The organism is Rhizobium sp. NFR03 (assembly GCF_900111275.1).
Classification (GTDB): domain Bacteria; phylum Pseudomonadota; class Alphaproteobacteria; order Rhizobiales; family Rhizobiaceae; genus Ferranicluibacter.
On record NZ_FOGR01000002.1, the window covers coordinates 439,848 to 458,501 of the forward strand.

The 18,654-nt window shown below is 62.8% G+C and carries 17 protein-coding genes and 1 pseudogene; 12 read left to right on the forward strand and 6 right to left on the reverse strand.

Annotated elements, in window-relative coordinates; translation table 11 throughout:
- Nucleotides 1-140: 140 nt before the first annotated feature.
- Nucleotides 141-455: a YkgJ family cysteine cluster protein gene (locus tag BSG19_RS07360; RefSeq protein ID WP_092986360.1), complete on the reverse strand. Its 315-nt coding sequence runs from the start codon at nucleotides 453-455 to the stop codon at nucleotides 141-143.
- Nucleotides 456-626: 171 nt separating this feature from the next.
- Here BSG19_RS07360 and BSG19_RS07365 point away from each other — a divergent pair, with 171 nt between their 5' ends.
- Together BSG19_RS07365 and BSG19_RS07370 are read left to right on the forward strand one after the other, a co-directional pair.
- Complete coding sequence (locus tag BSG19_RS07365) at nucleotides 627-1,661, forward strand: proline racemase family protein (protein WP_092986362.1); 1,035 nt, start codon at nucleotides 627-629, stop codon at nucleotides 1,659-1,661.
- Between the two features lie 176 nt (nucleotides 1,662-1,837).
- The gene (locus tag BSG19_RS07370; RefSeq protein ID WP_092986364.1) at nucleotides 1,838-2,221 is read left to right on the forward strand and encodes a DoxX family protein; all 384 of its coding nucleotides are present in this window, start codon (nucleotides 1,838-1,840) and stop codon (nucleotides 2,219-2,221) included.
- 74 nt (nucleotides 2,222-2,295) lie between these two features.
- On the opposite strand, the gene BSG19_RS07375 is transcribed toward BSG19_RS07370, so the two are convergent.
- Nucleotides 2,296-2,727 (reverse strand): RbsD/FucU family protein, encoded by a 432-nt coding sequence (locus BSG19_RS07375; RefSeq protein WP_092986366.1) that lies wholly within the window; start codon nucleotides 2,725-2,727, stop codon nucleotides 2,296-2,298.
- On the reverse strand, nucleotides 2,727-3,959 hold the full coding sequence (locus BSG19_RS07380) for an ROK family transcriptional regulator (RefSeq protein WP_092986368.1): 1,233 nt from the start codon (nucleotides 3,957-3,959) through the stop codon (nucleotides 2,727-2,729). Before BSG19_RS07380 ends, BSG19_RS07375 begins: the two co-directional genes overlap by 1 nt.
- A 257-nt stretch (nucleotides 3,960-4,216) precedes the next feature.
- Between BSG19_RS07380 and BSG19_RS07385 the strand changes: the two genes are divergently transcribed.
- The 8 genes and pseudogenes from BSG19_RS07385 (at nucleotide 4,217) to BSG19_RS07420 (ending at nucleotide 11,248) form a co-directional block, all read left to right on the forward strand.
- Complete coding sequence (locus BSG19_RS07385) at nucleotides 4,217-5,239, forward strand: sugar ABC transporter substrate-binding protein (protein WP_092986370.1); 1,023 nt, start codon at nucleotides 4,217-4,219, stop codon at nucleotides 5,237-5,239.
- A 151-nt stretch (nucleotides 5,240-5,390) separates the two neighbouring features.
- Nucleotides 5,391-6,473, forward strand: a complete 1,083-nt coding sequence (locus tag BSG19_RS07390; RefSeq protein WP_092986372.1) for an ABC transporter permease — start codon at nucleotides 5,391-5,393, stop codon at nucleotides 6,471-6,473.
- Entirely contained in the window at nucleotides 6,473-7,270 is a 798-nt protein-coding gene (locus tag BSG19_RS07395) for an ATP-binding cassette domain-containing protein (protein WP_092986374.1), read from the forward strand. The genes BSG19_RS07390 and BSG19_RS07395 overlap by 1 nt, the downstream gene beginning before the upstream one ends.
- Entirely contained in the window at nucleotides 7,267-7,902 is a 636-nt protein-coding gene (locus BSG19_RS07400; RefSeq protein ID WP_092986376.1) for a nucleoside triphosphate hydrolase, read from the forward strand. Before BSG19_RS07395 ends, BSG19_RS07400 begins: the two co-directional genes overlap by 4 nt.
- A 154-nt stretch (nucleotides 7,903-8,056) precedes the next feature.
- A complete protein-coding gene (gene pyrC, locus BSG19_RS07405; protein WP_092986378.1) occupies nucleotides 8,057-9,121 on the forward strand; it encodes a dihydroorotase in 1,065 nt (354 codons plus the stop codon).
- Between the two features lie 7 nt (nucleotides 9,122-9,128).
- Nucleotides 9,129-9,497: pseudogene (locus BSG19_RS07410) on the forward strand (glyoxalase superfamily protein); the annotation flags it as partial.
- 60 nt (nucleotides 9,498-9,557) lie between these two features.
- On the forward strand, nucleotides 9,558-10,253 hold the full coding sequence (locus BSG19_RS07415) for an orotate phosphoribosyltransferase (protein ID WP_092986380.1): 696 nt from the start codon (nucleotides 9,558-9,560) through the stop codon (nucleotides 10,251-10,253).
- 68 nt (nucleotides 10,254-10,321) lie between these two features.
- On the forward strand, nucleotides 10,322-11,248 hold the full coding sequence (locus tag BSG19_RS07420) for a carbohydrate kinase family protein (protein ID WP_092986382.1): 927 nt from the start codon (nucleotides 10,322-10,324) through the stop codon (nucleotides 11,246-11,248).
- Between the two features lie 50 nt (nucleotides 11,249-11,298).
- Here BSG19_RS07420 and BSG19_RS07425 read toward each other — a convergent pair whose 3' ends face one another.
- The 3 genes from BSG19_RS07425 to BSG19_RS07435 all read right to left on the reverse strand — a co-directional run bounded on the left by BSG19_RS07425 (nucleotide 11,299) and on the right by BSG19_RS07435 (nucleotide 15,754).
- Nucleotides 11,299-12,009, reverse strand: a complete 711-nt coding sequence (locus BSG19_RS07425) for a L,D-transpeptidase (RefSeq protein ID WP_092986384.1) — start codon at nucleotides 12,007-12,009, stop codon at nucleotides 11,299-11,301.
- A 243-nt stretch (nucleotides 12,010-12,252) separates the two neighbouring features.
- The gene (gene pgi / locus BSG19_RS07430) at nucleotides 12,253-13,878 is read right to left on the reverse strand and encodes a glucose-6-phosphate isomerase (protein ID WP_092986386.1); all 1,626 of its coding nucleotides are present in this window, start codon (nucleotides 13,876-13,878) and stop codon (nucleotides 12,253-12,255) included.
- A 175-nt stretch (nucleotides 13,879-14,053) separates the two neighbouring features.
- A complete protein-coding gene (locus tag BSG19_RS07435; protein ID WP_092986388.1) occupies nucleotides 14,054-15,754 on the reverse strand; it encodes a long-chain-fatty-acid--CoA ligase in 1,701 nt (566 codons plus the stop codon).
- A gap of 324 nt (nucleotides 15,755-16,078) precedes the next feature.
- Here BSG19_RS07435 and BSG19_RS07440 point away from each other — a divergent pair, with 324 nt between their 5' ends.
- On the forward strand, nucleotides 16,079-17,278 hold the full coding sequence (locus tag BSG19_RS07440; RefSeq protein ID WP_092986390.1) for an MFS transporter: 1,200 nt from the start codon (nucleotides 16,079-16,081) through the stop codon (nucleotides 17,276-17,278).
- A gap of 137 nt (nucleotides 17,279-17,415) precedes the next feature.
- Nucleotides 17,416-18,573, forward strand: a complete 1,158-nt coding sequence (locus BSG19_RS07445) for an AI-2E family transporter (RefSeq protein ID WP_092986392.1) — start codon at nucleotides 17,416-17,418, stop codon at nucleotides 18,571-18,573.
- Nucleotides 18,574-18,654: the final 81 nt, after the last annotated feature.

Genomic DNA, 18,654 nt, shown 5'->3' on the forward strand with positions numbered 1-18,654 from the left:
GTCGAACGGTGTGCGAAGAGTACCCTCGATGAGCCCGTATCTCCATCCGGAAAAAACGGAGGAATGCCTCATCATCCACGCCTGAAGGCCCTTTCGGGCGCGATTCATGCGGAGATCCTCAAAATACTCCGTCGGAATGCCTAAAGCAGGACATGCGCCGACAAAGCCTGCCGGGCCGTCAGACATTCATCGTCACCCGGCATGCAGGTGCGGCAGACGATCGGCCTGATATCGTAGATGCCGCAACCGACATGCTGCCCCAGCACGCCGGACAGAGCCGCGCACCGGTCATTCTCGCACCGCATGCCGCCGAGATCCGCCGAGACGAACTCTTCCGGGATCCGCGCCAGCTCCTTGTCGCTCTCCATCGAGAAGCGCGGCCAGTCGGCGGAGTAGGAGCAGCAGGCGCCGCAGCTCTGGCAGTCGAAATCTTCGGTAGGAACGGCAGGCATCATAGGGAGAAATCTAGCACGCAACGGCATGCCGCGCCATGCCGCTGATAGGCTCTGAAACAAACGCGGGATGGAAGAAGGTCTCTAGGCAATAGCCGTGAACAGGCGTAAATAGCTCTGTACACATTTTGTCGCCAGGTGACGCGACATGACGGCACGCGAGGAGTTCGACCAATGAGATGGAAGCGTACGATCCAGTTGCTGGATGTTCATTGCGAAGGCGAAATCGGGAAGGTCGCCATTGGCGGCGTGCCGAAAATTCCGGGCAACACGATCGCCGAGCAGCTTCATCACATCAATACGGTGGATGACAGCCTCAGGCGGTTCCTCTGCCTGGAGCCGCGCGCGGCCTCCATCGGTTCGGTCAACCTGCTCGTGCCTGCCAAGCGTCCGGAAGCCGATGCCGGCTTCATCATTCTCCAGGCCGATCAGGCGCATGCCATGTCCGGCTCCAACTCCATCTGCGTTACCACGGCGCTGCTCGAATCCGGCATCGTCGAGATGAAGGAGCCGGAGACGGTCGTCATGCTCGATACCGCCGCCGGTCTCGTCAAGGCGACGGCGACCTGCCGCGATGGCCGCTGCGAGCGCGTCAAGCTGACGATGACCCCGTCCTTCGTGCAGGCGCTGGATGTCGAGGTGGAAACGCCGCAATGGGGCACGATCAAGGTCGATCTCTGCTATGGCGGCATCTTCTATGCCCTCGTGGACGTTCACCAGATCGGCACGACGATCGAGAAAGCCAATGCCCGCGCGATCGTGGAGGCCGGGATGATCATCAAGGACATCGTCAACCGCACCATCCCGACGGTTCATCCCGAGATCCCGGAGATTTCCGGCGTCGCCTATGTCATGTTCCGCAGCACCGAAGCCGACGGCACGGTGCGCACCTGCACGACCATGTGGCCGGGTCGCGTCGACCGCTCTCCCTGCGGCACCGGCAGCTCCGCCAACCTCGCTACCCTTCACGCGCGCGGACTTGCAAAACCCGGCGATGTGTTCAAGTCCCGCTCGATCATCGGCTCCGAGTTCGAAGTCGGGCTGGAAAGCGTTACCGAGGTCGCCGGCCGCCCGGCCATCATCCCCACCATCTCGGGCCGCGGCTGGACGTTCGGCTTGCATCAGGTCGCCCTCGATCCTTTCGATCCGCTGGCGGATGGTTTTGCGCTGACAGATACCTGGGGTCCGCAGGCAGGCGAGATCCGGTAGCTCGCCTCGGGTCGGCGCGGAGTGCCGACTTCAGTTGCGTGGCTTGGCAGTGGCGGTTGACGGTTGGCGGAGGTCGTTCACTCCACGTGAACGATGTGTCGTCGGGCTATGGGCTATGTTCGTCATACATTGCTGCTAAAGCTGAGGCATCTTCTTCCTCAACGGAGCTCCGCCCCATGTCCACCAGCGCCATCGTCCTCGTCGGACGCATCCTCCTCTCCATCATCTTCATCGTTTCCGGCTTCGGCAAGATCAGCAACCTGTCGGGAACCGCCGGCTACTTCGCTGGCCAGGGCCTGCCGGTTCCGATGGTCACTGCCACCATCGTCTCGCTCGTCGAACTCGTCGGCGGCATCTTCATTCTCGTCGGCTTCTTCACGCGCCCAACGGCCTATGTCCTCGCCGCCTTCTGCATCGCAACGGCATTCATTGCGCATTTCAACTTTGCCGAAATGAACCAGATGATCAATTTCCAGAAGAATTTCGCCATGGCTGGCGGTTTCCTGGTGCTCGCAGCCTTCGGTCCCGGCGCCCTTTCGGTCGACGCCCGCCGCGCCTGATCTCTTGTCATCACGTCAAAGAAAAACCCGCCGGATCGAAAGTCCGGCGGGTTTTATCGTTTATCAACGGCGTATTATGCGGGATAGATGACGCCCTTGCGCAGGATCATGTTGCCATAAAGGCGCGGCTCGCTGGTCTGCACCACGGTATGGGCAGCCTTCACACGCGGATAGAAATCCGACCCGAGCAGCGGCACGACGGCCCGTTCCGGCTCGTGCCGGGCACAGCAGGCAATCAGTTCCTCGTGCACCGGGTCGAGAAGGTCGCGATCCTGCTTCACCGTCGCGCGAAAGATTGCTTCATCGACGAAATCGTCGATCGGCATGACGCTGAGGATGGCATCGACCACCGGCACCACGCCGTGGCCATCGAGACGGATCAGGCGGCGGGCGTGTTCGAGTGCAGGATAGTTGCCATCGACGATGGCGATCTCGTCGCCATGACCCATGGCGCGAAGCGTTGCGAGCAGGTCGGGGCTCAGGAGAGGAGAAAGACCTTTCAGCATCAGGCAGGTTCCTTGAAGAGAACATTGGTGTCGAGAAGATAGCGTGAGAAAAGCGGCAGGCTCGCTCCGCCGATGGCGCGTGCCTCGGAGCCGACCGCACCTTCGATGATATCGGGCACGATCACGCCCTGCAGGTCGAGGTCCTGGACGGCCGCGCGCGTCGCGGCAACGATGCGCGCGCGCACCCAGCCGGGAAAGCCGCCGTCGATGACGGCCGCGGCAAAATCGATGATCGAGGCGGCGGAGATGATGGCGCGGGCGAGCGCCTCGGCCGTCTGGACAATCCAGTCCTCCAGCGCCGCTCCGAAATCGACCCACTCCTCCGCGGTGTAATAGAGAGGCCGCGCATCAATGCCGCGCTCCCGCAGCATGTTCTCCAGCACGAAGATGGAAGCGACCTTGAGAAGCTGTTGCGTGCGCCCATCGCGACCCGGCACCTGCAAGGGGCCGAGCGCTCCGGCCGTTCCCGTGCGTCCCGAAAACAGCGCGGAGTTCAGCACGATACCGCCGCCGATGAAGGAGCCGATGTAGAAATAGATGAAGTCCGGATAGTTCGCGCCGACACCGAACACGAGTTCGGCCCCGCAGGCGCTTGTCGCGTCGTTCTGCAGGTAGACAGGGTAAGACGTGCGATCGGACACGGCAGCCTGCAGATCGAAATGTCGCCAGCTTTCCATCGCCTCGCTCGGCGCGCCGACTTCGGGCGCCCAGTTCCACAGTTCGAACGGCGTGGCAATGCCGATGCCGGCAATCCGCGAGCGTTCGCCGGCACTCAGCATCCGCTCGAGCTTCGCCACGCCGTCCGTGATGAAGGCGAGAATGTCGTCCGGCATCGGGTAGGGATAGGGCTGGTGCAGGTTGAGGCGGATGGTGCCGACGAAATCCATCAGGATGAGATCCGCGCTGCGCCGGCCGATCTTGACGCCGAAGGAAAATACGGCGGACGGATTGAGATGCATGGGCACCGATGGCTGCCCGACGCGCCCGCGTGTCGGCTCGCCGCGAATGAGAAGCCCGTCTTTCTCCAGCGCGCGCATGATCACCGATACCGTCTGCGCCGATAGGCCCGATCGCCGCGCGATATCCGCCTTCGACAGCCCGTCATGGCGCCTGACGAGCGACATGACGAGGCGCTCGTTGTGAGCCCGCACACGCGTCTGATTTGCCCCGCCTGCCGGGTCAACGACATCGGGCATGACAGGCAGCGTCTCCTGCTCGGTAAAATCGGTCATTCCACGTCCTCCCATTCCGGCGCCTCACCGGAACCGTCCCTGTGCTTTTCTCTGCATGCTTGGCATGCGATTGCACAATCGACAGGCAGAGAATGCCACAGGTTTTTAATAAATCAATTTGATTTAGTTATTGACAGGCAAAATCGTTTAGTATTTCCTGACTGACGGAAGCGCGGTTTATTGCGGAGGACGTAACGATCGCGAAGCCTGACGGGCCGGGAACCCGGCTCAACATTTTGATCCTTGGGAGGATATCCATGAAGAATCTCGTTACCGCCGGTATCGGCGCGCTGGCGCTCGGCGTCGTTTTCGCGGGCTCGGCACAGGCTGCCGACACGACGGTCTGCCTCATCACCAAGACGGATACGAACCCCTTCTTCGTCAAGATGAAGGAAGGCGCCGAAGCCAAGGCCAAGGAACTGGGTGTCACGCTCAAGGCCTATGCCGGCAAGATCGACGGCGATAGCGAAAGCCAGGTTGCGGCCATCGAAACCTGCATCGCCGATGGCGCCAAGGGTATCCTGATCGCCGCTTCCGACACCAAGGGCATCGTCCCCACCGTCAAGCAGGCCCGCGACGCCGGCCTCCTCGTCATCGCTCTCGACACGCCGCTCGAGCCGGCCGATAGCGCCGACGCGACGTTTGCGACCGACAACCTTCTCGCCGGCAAGCTGATCGGCCAGTGGGCCGCTGCCACCCTGGGCGATGCCGCCAAGGATGCCAAGGTCGCCTTCCTCGATCTGACGCCTTCGCAGCCTTCCGTCGACGTCATGCGCGACCAGGGCTTCATGATGGGCTTTGGCATCGACCCCAAGGACCCGAACAAGATCGGCGACGAGGACGATGCACGCATCGTCGGCCACGATATCACCAACGGCAACGAAGAAGGCGGTCGTACCGCCATGGAAAACCTTCTCCAGAAGGATCCGACCATCAACGTCGTTCACACGATCAACGAGCCGGCCGCTGCCGGCGCCTACGAAGCGCTCAAGGCCGTCGGCCGCGAGAAGGACGTGCTGATCGTATCCGTCGATGGCGGTTGCCCCGGCATCAAGAACGTCGAGGATGGCGTCATCGGTGCGACCTCGCAGCAGTACCCGCTGCAGATGGCGGCGCTCGGCGTCGAGGCCATCAAGAAGTTCGCCGATACCGGCGAAAAGCCGCAGCCGACCCCCGGCAAGGCCTTCTACGACACGGGCGTCTCGCTCGTCACCGGCAAGCCTGCCGCAGGCGTCGAATCCATCGACGTCAAGGCCGGCACGGACAAGTGCTGGGGCTGAGCCCCACGCCGATCCACGATGCGAGGGGCGGCTTCGGCCGCCCTTTTTTCAAACATGCCAATCTTGACCCGTCATCCCGACGAAGCGCCCGGTCTTGCGCGACCTCTCCCTTGAGGTCATCCGCACAGGCCGCCAAGCGGAGGATATATTGATGAGCGAGCCAACAGCCGCTGCGCGGCCCTCGCAGGACTACGAGTCCGTCCTGTCCGGAAGTTCCAAGACGGTTGCGTCTTTCGACACAGACCGCAAGACACCTGTCCAGCACTTCCAGCATTTCCTGCATTCGCGCCCCTCGGCCGTGCCGTTGATCGTGCTCGTGCTGTCGCTGGTCGTCTTCGGCTCGATCCTCGGATCCAAGTTCTTTTCCGCCTTCTCCCTGACGCTGATCCTTCAGCAGGTGGCCATCACCGGCATTATCGGTGCGGCGCAGACGCTGATCATAATGACGGCCGGCATCGATCTCTCGGTCGGTGCCATCATGGTGCTCTCCTCCGTCGTCATGGGGCAGTTCGTGTTCCGCTACGGTCTTCCGGCGGAACTCGCCATTCTCTGCGGCTTCGCCGTCGGTGCCGCCTGCGGCGCGATCAACGGCTGGCTGGTTGCCCGCATGAAGCTGCCGCCCTTCATCGTCACGCTCGGCATGTGGCAGATCATTCTCGCCTCCAACTTCCTCTATTCGGCCAACGAGACGATCCGCAGCCAGGATATCGAGGCGACCGCGCCGCTCCTCAAGTTCTTCGCTGAACCCGTCCGTCTCGGCGGCGCGGTGTTCACCTATGGCGTCTTTGCCATGTTCCTGCTCGTCATGCTGCTCTGGTACGTGCTGAACAAGACCGCCTGGGGCCGCCATCTTTATGCCGTGGGCGATGATCCGGTGGCCGCCGAACTTGCCGGCGTCAACGTCAAGCGCATGCTGCTCTCCGTCTACACGATCTCCGGCGTCATCTGCGCGCTCGGCGGCTGGGCTCTCATCGGTCGTATCGGTTCCGTCTCGCCCACGGCCGGCCAGTTCGCCAACATCGAATCCATTACGGCGGTCGTGATCGGCGGCATCTCGCTCTTCGGCGGGCGCGGCTCCATCATGGGCATGCTGTTCGGGGCGCTCATCGTCGGCGTCTTCCAGCTCGGCCTGCGCCTCGTCGGCACGGATCCGCAGTGGACCTATCTCATGATCGGCGTGCTCATCATCGCCGCCGTTGCAATCGACCAGTGGATCAGAAAGGTAGCCGGCTGATGAACGCGCCCTCCTATTCCGAAGCTCCCATCCTCACCGGCCGCGGTCTCGTCAAGCGATATGGCCGGGTCACCGCCCTCGATCATGCGGATTTCGATCTGCACAAGGGCGAGATCCTCGCTGTCATCGGCGACAACGGTGCCGGCAAGTCCTCGCTGATCAAGGCGATCTCCGGCGCGATCAAGCCGGATGAAGGCGAGATCCGCCTGGACGGCCAGCTGATCAGCTTCAAGTCGCCGATCGAGGCGCAGAAGGCCGGCATCGAGACCGTCTACCAGAACCTTGCCGTATCGCCGGCGCTGTCGATTGCCGACAACATGTTTCTCGGCCGCGAGATCCGCAAACCCGGCGTTCTCGGCTCCGTTTTCCGCATGCTCGACAAGAGTGCGATGGAGAAATTCGCGCGCGACAAGCTGTCCGAACTCGGCCTGATGACCATCCAGAACATCAACCAGGCCGTGGAAACGCTCTCCGGCGGTCAGCGTCAGGGCGTGGCCGTAGCCCGTGCCGCAGCCTTCGGCTCCAAGCTCGTCATTCTCGATGAGCCCACGGCAGCCCTCGGCGTCAAGGAAAGCCGGCGCGTGTTGGAGCTGATCCTCGACGTACGCTCGCGCGGCATGCCGATCGTGCTGATTTCGCACAACATGCCGCATGTCTTCGAGGTTGCCGACCGCATCCACATCCATCGTCTCGGCAAGCGCCTCTGCGTCATCAATCCGAAGGATTATACGATGTCGGATGCCGTGGCCTTCATGACCGGCGCCAAGGAACCCCCGCGCGAGGCGCTGGCGGCATGACACGGACCGTTGGCGAGATTGCCGATCTCGTTCTCGACCGGGCGGCAGGTGCCGCCCGTTTCATCGTCGCGATTGCCGGCCCTCCGGGTGCCGGCAAATCGACGCTGGCCGATGCGCTGCATGCCGAATTTGCGGCACGTGGCGAAACATCGGCCATCCTGCCCATGGACGGCTTCCATTTGGACAACGGCATCCTTGAGGAACGCGGCCTGCTGAAACGCAAGGGCGCGCCGGAAACTTTCGACGTGCGCGGCTTCCTCGATATCGTCACGGCCGTGCGTCGGGGTGACGAGGAGGTGCTGGTGCCGGTCTTCGACCGCTCCCGCGAGATCGCCATCGCATCGGCCCGCGCCGTTGCGCCGGAGACCCGCTTCATCCTCGCCGAAGGCAACTATCTGCTGCTGGACGAGGCGCCGTGGAAACGGCTCGCGCCGCTTTTCGACCTCACGATCTTCGTGGGTCCGGCCTATGCGGTGCTGGAGGAACGGCTGCGCGAGCGCTGGATCCATTACGGCCTCGACGAAGAGGCCATCCGCTGGAAACTCTATGGAAACGACCTGCCGAACGGAGAGCGCATCTGCAATGGCTCCAGACCAGCGGATGTCACGCTCGAGGTTTTCGAGGAGCCGTGATCGGAGAGGCCATCTGGCCATTGTCATCAGCGGCTCGATGAGGCAAACGGGAGCAGGCAGCCCGAGCCCCGAGCAGGGCGACACGACCGCGAGCAATGCGGAACGTCTCGGGCCCTTAGGGGCTCGCGTATATCCGCTGGAGGACAGGCAGACGATGAGCGACCACCAGACGACCACCCTCACCATCCGCCGACCTGACGATTGGCACCTTCATCTGCGCGACGGCGACATGCTGAAAGGCGTCCTGCCCGACACCAGCCGCCATTTCGCCCGTGCCATCATCATGCCCAATCTGGTGCCGCCCGTTGTGACCACGGCAGACGCCGAGGCATACCGCGCCCGCATCCTCGCTGCCCTTCCTGCGGGCGACCGTTTCGAGCCCCTGATGACGCTCTATCTCACGGAGCACACGGAGGCAGCCGACGTTGCCGAGGGCAAGGCAAGCGGGCTCATCCACGCCGTCAAGCTGTATCCCGCCGGTGCCACGACCAATTCGCATGGTGGCGTCCGTGACCTCGAAAAGGTCATGCCGGTGCTGGAGAAGATGGCCGAGATCGGCTTGCCGCTCTGCGTACACGGCGAAGTCACGACGCCGGAGGTCGATATCTTCGACCGTGAGGCCGTCTTCATCGAAACGGTCCTCGACCCCTTGCGCCGTCGCCTGCCGGACCTCAAGGTGACGATGGAGCACGTGACGACGCAGGATGGCGTCGATTACATCAAAAACGCCGACAAGAACCTCGCCGGCTCGATCACCACGCACCACCTGATCATCAATCGCAACGCTCTGCTCGTCGGCGGCATCCGCCCACATTATTACTGCCTCCCCGTCGCCAAGCGCGAGGTGCACCGGCTGGCGCTGCGCAAGGCCGCAACGTCCGGCGATACGAGATTCTTCCTTGGCACCGACAGCGCCCCGCATGTCGACCCGCTGAAGGAATGCGCCTGCGGCTGTGCCGGCGTCTATACCTCTGTGAACACGATGAGTTGCCTCGCGCATGTTTTCGAGCAGGAAGGTGCGCTCGAAAAGCTTGAAGCCTTCGCATCCCGCAATGGTCCCGCGTGGTACGGCCTGCCGGTCAACGAGGACACGATCACGCTCGTCCGCCGCGACGAGGCGGTAGCGTATCCCGCAAAGATCGAGACGGGGGCCGGTCCCGTGACGGTGTTCGATCCGATGTTTCCGCTGCACTGGGCTGTGGAGGACGCGCATGGCTGACGAGCGCGCCGAGGTCGGCATCAAGCCGGCGATCCCGATCTTCCGGATCTTCTCGGTGGAGAAGGCCATGGAGTTCTATCTGGGCTTTCTCGGTTTCAAGCTGGATTGGGAGCATCGCTTCAGCGAGACCATGCCGCTCTACGGACAGGTCTCGCGGGATGGGCTGACGCTTCACCTGAGCGAACATGCGGGCGACACGACGCCCGGCACCCGCATCTTCGTGCCTGTAGGGGACGCGACATCGCTGCAGGCCGAGCTTGCCGGCCGCAACTATGCCTACATGAAGCCGGGTCTCGAAACCGTCCCCTGGGGACTGGAGGTCACGGTTACGGATCCCTTCGCCAACCGCATCACATTCTGCGAGCAGAGGTCCTGACGCAGGAACCTTCGCCGCCTGCCGCCACGCTCTGAGCCTTCGACACCAAGGAACCCCATCATGATCCCCACATCCTTCCCCGATAAAGCCGTCATGGCCGAACTGCTGGCGAAAATGCTGTGGGAGATCAAGGCGGTGCACTTCCGGGCCGACCAGCCCTACAAGCTCGCCTCCGGCATGGCGAGCCCGGTCTACATCGACTGCCGCAAGCTGATTTCCTATCCGCGCATCCGCTCTGCCGTTATGGATTTCGCGGCCGTCACCGTCATGCGCGAGGCGGGCTTTGAAAAATTCGACGTGATCGCCGGCGGCGAGACGGCGGGCATCCCCTTTGCCGCGATGCTGGCCGAGCGCCTGGCGCTGCCGATGATCTACGTGCGCAAGGCGCCGAAGGGGCATGGCCGGACGAACCAGATCGAGGGCCACATGCCGGAAGGCGCTCGCGTCCTCGTCATCGAGGACCTGACGACGGCCGGCGTCTCCATGTTCACCTTCATCGATGCCATCCGGGCTGCCGGCGGGGTCGTCGATCACGGCATGGCTCTGTTCTACTACGATATCTTTCCCGAGGGCCGCGCCAACATGGCCAAGAAGGGCATTACGCTCCATAACATCGCGACATGGCGCAATGTGCTGGCCGTGGCCCGGGAAGACAAGCTTTTCGATGCGGACACGCTGGCAAGCGTCGAGGCCTTCCTCGATGCGCCGCTCGAGTGGTCGGGCCGACACGGTGGTGTCTCCACCCTGGCGGGCTGAGCCTCCCGGGAGGCTGATCCACCGACAGAACTATTTTCGCAACACCTGACGTCCCAAGAGGAAGAAACATGATCATCTGCTGCGGCGAAGCCCTGATCGATATGCTGCCGCGCGAATCCACGCTCGGCGAACCTGCCTTTGCGCCCTATGCAGGCGGTGCGATCTTCAACACGGCGATCGCGCTCGGCCGCCTCGGCATTCCCACCGGCTTCTTCACCGGTCTGTCCAGCGATATGTTCGGCGATATTCTCCGCGACACGCTGAAGAGCAGCAATGTCGATTTCACACCTTCGGCCACATCGGATCTTCACACGACGCTCGCCGTGGTGAAGCTGGTCAACGGTTCGGCAACCTACGCCTTCTTCGATGAGAACAGCGCCGGCCGCATGATCACCGAAGCCGATCTGCCGGCGCTTGGCGATGTCTGTGAAGCGCTCCACTTCGGCGCCATCAGCCTGATCCCCGAACCCTGCGGCTCGACCTACGAGGCGTTGATGACGCGGGAGCACGAAAAGCGCGTGATCTCGTTCGATCCGAACATTCGCCCGGGCTTCATCAAGGATGCGGAAGCCCATAAGGCGCGCATGCTGCGCATGGCCGCCATGTCGGATATCGTGAAGTTTTCCGACGAGGATCTCGACTGGTTCGGTGAGGAGGGGGATCACGAAACGCTTGTCGGGCAGTGGCTTGCCCGCGGCCCGAAGCTTGTCGTCATCACCAAGGGCGCTGATGGTGCCGATGCCTATACGGCACGCGGCAAGGTTTCCGTTCCCGGCGAGAAGGTAACGGTCGTCGATACGGTCGGCGCCGGCGATACGTTCGACGCTGGCATCCTGGCCTCGCTGAAAATGAACAATCTGCTGACGAAGGACGCCGTGGCGAACCTGAGCGATGAGGCCATCCAGGCTGCCTTGGCTCTCGGCGCGAAGGCCGCTTCCGTCACGGTCTCCCGCGCCGGCGCCAATCCGCCCTGGGCCTACGAGATCGGCTTGTAACCGAGATGTTCTGACGGCGCGCCATGTTCGAAGGCGCGCCGACGATGGTCCTACTGATGCACGACGATGCGCGCGTGATACGGCACGCGCGTGTAGAGGTCGATGATGTCCTGATTTATCAGGCGCACGCAGCCGGAGGAGACGGCCTTGCCGATCGAGCGCCATTCCGGGCTGCCGTGCAGCCGGTACAGCGTGTCCTGTCCGTTCTGGAAGATATACAGCGCACGCGCGCCGAGCGGGTTCTTCAGGCCCGGCTCCATGCCGCCGTTCTCGATGGAATAGCGGGCAAGCTCCGGCTGGCGCGCAACCATCTCGTTCGGTGGCTTCCAGCGCGGCCAGTGCTGACGCCAGTGAATGGTACCTTCGCCCTGCCAGGCAAAACCCTCGCGACCGATGCCGACGCCGTAGCGCATGGCCGTGCCGCCGGGCTCGGTGATGTAGAGGAACCGGCCGGGCGTATCCACGACGACGGTGTTTTCCGGCTCGCCCGTCGTGTTGGCCACGCGCTGCCGATAGAAGCGGGGATCGATCTCACGGTAGGGGATGGCGGGGATCAGAATGCCGTCATCTTCCACCGCGCCGTACATGACTGCAAGGTCTTCCTCCGTTGGCGGCAGGATCGGGCGGCTGATGACCGGCGGCACCGGCGGCGTGCGCACGCCGGTCGAGGTCGTACAGCCGGCTATCATAGCGGCAGAGGAAAGTGCGCCGAGCAGGAAGGTGCGGCGCGAAAACGGATCGGCGATGTCGGTCGGTGTCATATGCAGTGCCCCGGTGAGCCCTGATCTCTACCCCCCGGAAGCACAGGCACAAGGTGAGATTCGATCACGTTTCCCGGAAACAAAGGCAAGTCGGCGGAAAGCCGGCCGGTGTCGCCGCGGGGCAACAGTTTTGGATGAGGTCAGGGAGCCTGCAAGAGCTTGCGGACAATGGTGAGTGGAGAGATCTCCTCCCGTGGGGGAAGATCTCTATCGCAGGAGCCGAGTGTCGATGATGACGGTGCGTTACTTCTTGGCTGCGAGCAGCGCCTTTACGAGGCCGACCGTCGAGCTGTCGTGGCCATCGGCACTTTCCTTGCCTTCCACCACAGGCAAGAGGCCCGTCGCCAGTTCCTTGCCGAGCTCCACGCCCCACTGGTCGAAGGAGTTGATGTTGAACAGTGCCCCTTCCACGAAGACCCGGTGTTCGTAGAGCGCGATGAGGCGGCCAAGCGCGAAGGGCGTCAGCTTGTCGTAGACGATGGTCAGCGACGGGCGGTTGCCGGTAAACACGCGATGCGGCGCGATGTGATCGGCCTTGGCATCGTCCATACCCTTGTCTGTCAGCTGCGCCTTCGCCTCTTCCAGCGTCCGACCCTTCATCAGGGCTTCCGACTGGGCAAGGCAATTGGCGATTAGGAGGTCGTGCTGATGGCGCAGCGTCGGCTCATGCGCGTTGGCGGCGATCATGAACTCGGCCGGAATGACCGTCGTACCCTGGTGGATCAGCTGGTAGAACGCATGCTGCCCATTGGTGCCCGGCTCGCCCCAGACCACAGGTCCGGAGTTGCCCTCGACCGGCGTTCCATCCAGCGTCACGCCCTTGCCGTTCGATTCCATATCGAGCTGCTGGAGATAGGCCGGGAAGCGCGACAGGCGCTGGTCGTAGGGAAGAATGGCGCGGGAGGGATAGCCAAGCACGTTGCGATGGTAGTAGCCGATCAGGCCGAGCAGCATCGGCAGGTTCTGACGCAGCGGTGCGGTCTTGAAATGCTCGTCGATCGCATGCGCCCCGGCCAGGAACTCGCCGAATTTTTCCTTGCCGATGGCGATCATCAGCGGCAGGCCGATGGCCGACCAGATGGAGTAGCGTCCGCCGACCCAATCCCAGAAACCGAAGATGCGGTCGCTGGCGATGCCGAAGGCCGCGACCTTGTCGAGCGCCGTGGAGACGGCGCAGAAATGGTGGCCGACGGCCTCTTCGCCGAGCGCCGCGGCAATGAAGGCGCGTGCCGTCTGCGCATTGGTCATCGTTTCGATCGTCGTGAATGTCTTCGACGCGACGATGAACAGGGACGTTTCCGGATCGAGCAGCTTCAGCGTATCGGCAATGTGGGCGCCGTCGATGTTGGAGACGAAATGGGTGCGGGGGCCGTCATGTTCCGGCGCCAGCGCCAGCGTGGCCATGACAGGGCCGAGATCCGATCCGCCGATGCCGATATTGACGATGTCGGTGATCTTCTTGCCCGTTGCACCGGTCAATTCGCCGTTGCGGACCTTGTCGGAAAAGGTACCCATGGCATCCAGCACGGCATTGACGTCCGGCATGACGTCGCGGCCATCGACCATGACCGGCGTGTTCGACCGGTTGCGCAGCGCCGTGTGGAGAACGGCGCGGCCCTCGGTGAAGTTGATCGGCTTGCCGGCAAACATCTCGTCGCGCTTTTCAGCGACGCGGGCCGCCTTGGCGATCGCCTCCAGGCCGTCCAGGACGCGCTCGTTCACGGCGCATTTCGAGTAGTCGAACAGGATGTCGTCGAGTGTCACGGAGAAGCGCTGGAAGCGCTGCGGATCGGCAGCGAAGGCTGCACGAATATCGGTGGCGTCTGTCTCGGTGGCGGTGCTCTTCAGCTCTTCGACCAGCGCTTTCATCATCGGCTCCTTCGGCAGTTCCGGTCAGGGCCTCGGGCCGTTCATCCGGACATGCCTTCAATGGTTCTTATCAGCCGCGATAGCTAGTGCGTTTGGTCACCGCAAATCAAGCCTCGGCGCCCGAATTTCACGGGCGTGCGGATATTCATGGAAGGCATCCGACCGCCCGTACGTCTTATGTGCGCAGTTCCTTGCGGAGAATTTTGCCGACATTGGACTTCGGCAGGTCATCGCGGAATTCGATAATGCGCGGGCGCTTGTAGTTGGTCAGGCCGTCGTTGCAATGCGCCCGGATCTCGGCTTCGGTGACGTCGGGGTCGCGGCGAACGACGAACAGCTTCACGGCTTCCCCGGAATGCGCATCGGGAATGCCGATGGCGGCACATTCCAGAACACCGGGATAGGACATCACCACTTCCTCGATCTCGTTCGGGAAAACGTTGAAGCCCGAGACGAGGATCATGTCCTTCTTGCGGTCCACGATCTTGATCAACCCCTCCGGGCTCATGCGGCCGATATCGCCGGTGCGAAAGAAGCCGTCCTTGGAGATCGCCTGCGCGGTTTCCTCCGGCTTGTTCCAGTAGCCGGGCATGACCTGCGGTCCGCGAATGCAGATCTCGCCGATATCGCCGATCGGCACGTTCTGGTCAGCCTCGTTGCGGATCTCGATTTCGGTCGAGGGGAGGGGCAGACCGATCGTTCCGGTAAAGTCCGGCAGGTCGAGGCGGTTGGCGGTTGCGACCGGCGACGTCTCGGAAAGTCCATAGCCTTCCTTGATCGGGCAGCCCGTTACCTTTTCCCACCGCTCGGCCACCGGCCGCTGCACGGCCATGCCGCCGCCGAAGGTGAGGACGAGCGACGAAAAATCGAGAGCGCGGAACGGACCATTGTTCAGAAGAGCATTGAAAAGCGTATTCAGGCCCGGGAAGATCGTCACCTTGTGACTGCCGAATTCCTTGACCAGCGACGGGATGTCACGCGGGTTTGGAATAAGAATATTGTGGCCACCCAGGACCAGTCCCATCAGCCCGTTCACGGTGAGCGCGAAGATATGATAGAGCGGCAGCGCACAGAGGAAGACGAGCGTGTCGGGCTTCGGTTTGTTGACGAAGGCCGTGTCGATCCAGAGGCTCATCTGCGCCGCATTTGCCAGAAGGTTGGCATGCGTCAGAACGGCGCCCTTGGAAACACCCGTCGTTCCACCGGTATACTGAAGGAACGCGATATCAGCGGCCTTGATGTCGGGTTTGGCAAGCGTCAGGCGTTTGCCTTTGGCGATGGCCGTGTTGAATTTGACATGATTGCGCAGCGTCCAGGCCGGAACCAGCTTTTTCACGCGGCGGACGATGACATTGACAAGAAAGCCCTTGGCACCGAGCAGGTCGCCCATCGATGCGACGACGATGTGCTGGAGCGATGTCTTGGACGCCACCTGTTCGACGGTGTGGGCGAAGTTTTCGAGGACGACGATGGCCTTGGCGCCGCTGTCCTTCAACTGATACTCGAGTTCCCTCGGCGTATAGAGCGGGTTGACGTTGACGACGACGAGGCCTGCCCGCAGGATCGCAAAGATCGTCACCGGATTCTGCAATACGTTCGGCATCATGACGGCCACGCGGTCGCCCTGTTTCAGCCCCGTCGATTGCAGATAGGCGGCGAAGGCATCGACGGTCCGGGCCAGCGCGCCGAAAGTGATCGTCGTGCCCATACAGGTATAGGCCGGACGATCCGCGTATTTCGTGCATGACGTCTCGAACATGTTGCCGAGAGACGTATGGGAGCTGGAAGCGATTTCTGCCGGCATTCCGGCGGGATAGGAGGCAAGCCAAGGCCTGTCAGGCAACATTGATTGTGTCCGGCCGGCCGTATCGGGCATGTTCGTCCTTCCTGCGCCGGCGCTTGTGTTCGCCGGCATCCTCCAAATGCCCACTTCTCCCGAGTGGGCAGGTGTCGAAGTCTATGCTCTTCAGCAGCGTCTTCAAGTGCCCTCAGAATTATATGACCTACACGTAAGCGTCAATAAGTCATGTCGGAGAGGCATGGGTCCTGTTCCGTGAGCGCATGGCTAAACCATCAGGCCTTTGCGACGAAGGTTGATAAGGTTTAGGCCGGTGGTTGACGGCGTGGATCGATAACGTTCCGCGCCGGCTGTCGCGCTCTCCCTGAGACCCCCTGCGGTCTCGCCGCAAGGTCAAACGTCATGTCCGATACCGTGCTTCCCTCTCATTCCGTTGCCCGCTTCGGTGGCGTGTCCATGGCGGAGGTCGCGCTGGCGGTCGGCGGCTTCGGCATCGGTACGGGTGAATTCGCCATTATGGGTCTGCTGCCCCAGGTTGCCGGGGATCTCGGTGTATCCGTTCCCCGGGCTGGCATCGTCATCAGCGCCTATGCGCTCGGCGTCGTCGTCGGGGCTCCGCTCATCGCCGTCATCGCGGCACGATACGCTCGACATACCGTACTCCTGACGCTCATGGCCCTGTTCGCGCTTGGCAATATCGCCAGCGCGCTGGTGCCGTCCTTCGGTCTGCTGGTCACGGCGCGATTCCTGGCCGGCTTGCCGCACGGGGCGTATTTCGGCGTTGCCGCACTCGTGGCCGCCGGCATGGTCGCGCCGCACCAGCGGGGGCGCGCCATCGGTCGCGTCATGATGGGGCTCACCATCGCCACGCTGCTCGGTACCCCGCTTGCGGCGTGGTTCGGACAGGCGCTCGGCTGGCGCTCGGCCTTCGCCATCGTCGGCGGCATCAGCCTGCTGACCATCGTGCTCACCGTCTTCTTCGTGCCGAAGGATCGGGGCAATGCCGCGTCTTCGCCGTTGCGCGAACTCGGTGCGTTGAAGAAGCTTCAGGTCTGGCTGACCCTCGGCATCTGCGCCATCGGCTGTGGCGGAATGTTTGCGACGTTCAGCTACATCACGCCGGCCCTGACGGACGTGGCGGGCCTGTCGCTCTCCAGCGTGCCGCTGATGCTGTCCGTCTTCGGTGCGGGCATGATCCTGGGCAACATTATCGGCGCGAGGCTCGCCGACTGGTCGCTGCTCAAAGCGATCGGCATCGGGCTCGTCTTCAATCTCGCGGCGCTGCTGCTGTTCTACGTCACGATGAATTCGCCTGCGATGGCGATGTTCAACATTCTCTCCATCGGATTTGGCTTCCTGATGGTGCCGGCCATGCAGACCCGCCTGATGGATGTGGCGGGCGATGCACAGACGCTCGCTGCGGCCCTCATGCACTCCGCCTTCAACCTTGCCAACGCGCTCGGTGCCTGGCTCGGCGGCGTGGCCATCGCGGCGGGTTATGGCTGGACCTCCACCGGCCTCGTCGGCGCTGTCATGGCCGTTTTCGGCATCGGGATTTTCGCGGTTTCCGTCTCCGTCGAGCGCACATCCCGCCGCGCCTGATAAAGCTTGCCGGGAGTGCTTTGGGAAGATCGCCATATTTTGGCTCGGTTTATAGAATTGTCATCCCGCCCTTGCCATTCGACTGTTATAGAGAGTGGATGAGGAAATTGCAGGCGGAAGCCTGACGGAGGTACCGGGTGCGCCATCGCGAATTGGAAAACCAGCCTGCAGAGCCGCGGCTATTCGGTCGTCCGGCCTATGATCGCTCGGCCCTGGTTGGCCCCGCATCGGCTGCGCGCTGGCTGCTCGTGTTCATTCTCCTTGCCGGTGCCTATTTCTTTCACGGCTTCCTTGTGCCGGTTCTGGCTGCGGTCGTCATCGGTTTTGCCAGCTGGCCGCTCTACCGTCGCCTTCTGGTGGCCGTGAACGGCAACCGCACGATCGGCGCCACGATCGCCATTATTCTCGTCGTCGCCTTCATCGTGACCCCCGTCACCTTCGCCGCGATCTATGCGGTCGATGAGTTCCGTGGCTGGGTCGGCTGGGCGGTCGAGGCCAATTCCGTCGGAGCGGACGTGCCTGCCTGGGTGCTGCAACTGCCGCTCGGCGGCGCCTGGCTCGGCGTGCAATGGGCAAAATATGTCGGTCACCCCGGTGCGCTCGGCGAACTCGTGCAGCTGGTCAGCGGCTCGAACATCGGCAGCATCTATCGCGGCGCTCTCGTCGTCGGGGCAGGGGCTGCGCGCTCGCTGCTGACGCTGCTCTTCATGCTCATCACGCTGTTCTTCGTTTATCGCGATGGCGAGAAATTCGTGGCGCAACTCGACAAGCTCGGCGAGCGTATTCTCCCCATGCGGTGGGAGCGGGTGTCGCGCATCGTGCCGCTCACCATCTCCTCCACCGTCACCGGCATGGGTCTCATCGCCATCGGCGAGGGCATCGTGCTTGGCGTGGCCTACTGGATCGCCGGCGTGCCGTCACCGGTCACCCTCGGCATCATTACGGGCTTCATGGCGCTCATTCCGGGCGGCGCACCGCTGTGCTTCACGCTCGTTTCCGTCTATCTGCTGGCCAGCGGCGCACCGGTTGCGGGTTTCGCACTCTTTGCCTGGGGCACGATCGAGCTCTTCATCGTCGACAAGACACTTCGCCCGCGCCTTGTCGGCGGCCCCATCAAGCTGCCGTTCCTGCCGACGTTCTTCGGCCTCGTGGGTGGCGTGAAGACGATGGGTTTCCTCGGCCTCTTCGTCGGTCCGGTGCTCATGGCGCTGATCGTCGCCATCTGGCGCGAATGGCTGCACGAGGTGACGACGCCGGCGCCGGAGCAGACCGCCAAGCTGATCAAGCAGGCCTGATAGGCCTGTAAAGCAGAACGCAAAGCCTTTTCCGGAACCTCCGCCTGCCTTAAGTATGGTTGCGACAGCGATCAACACGGG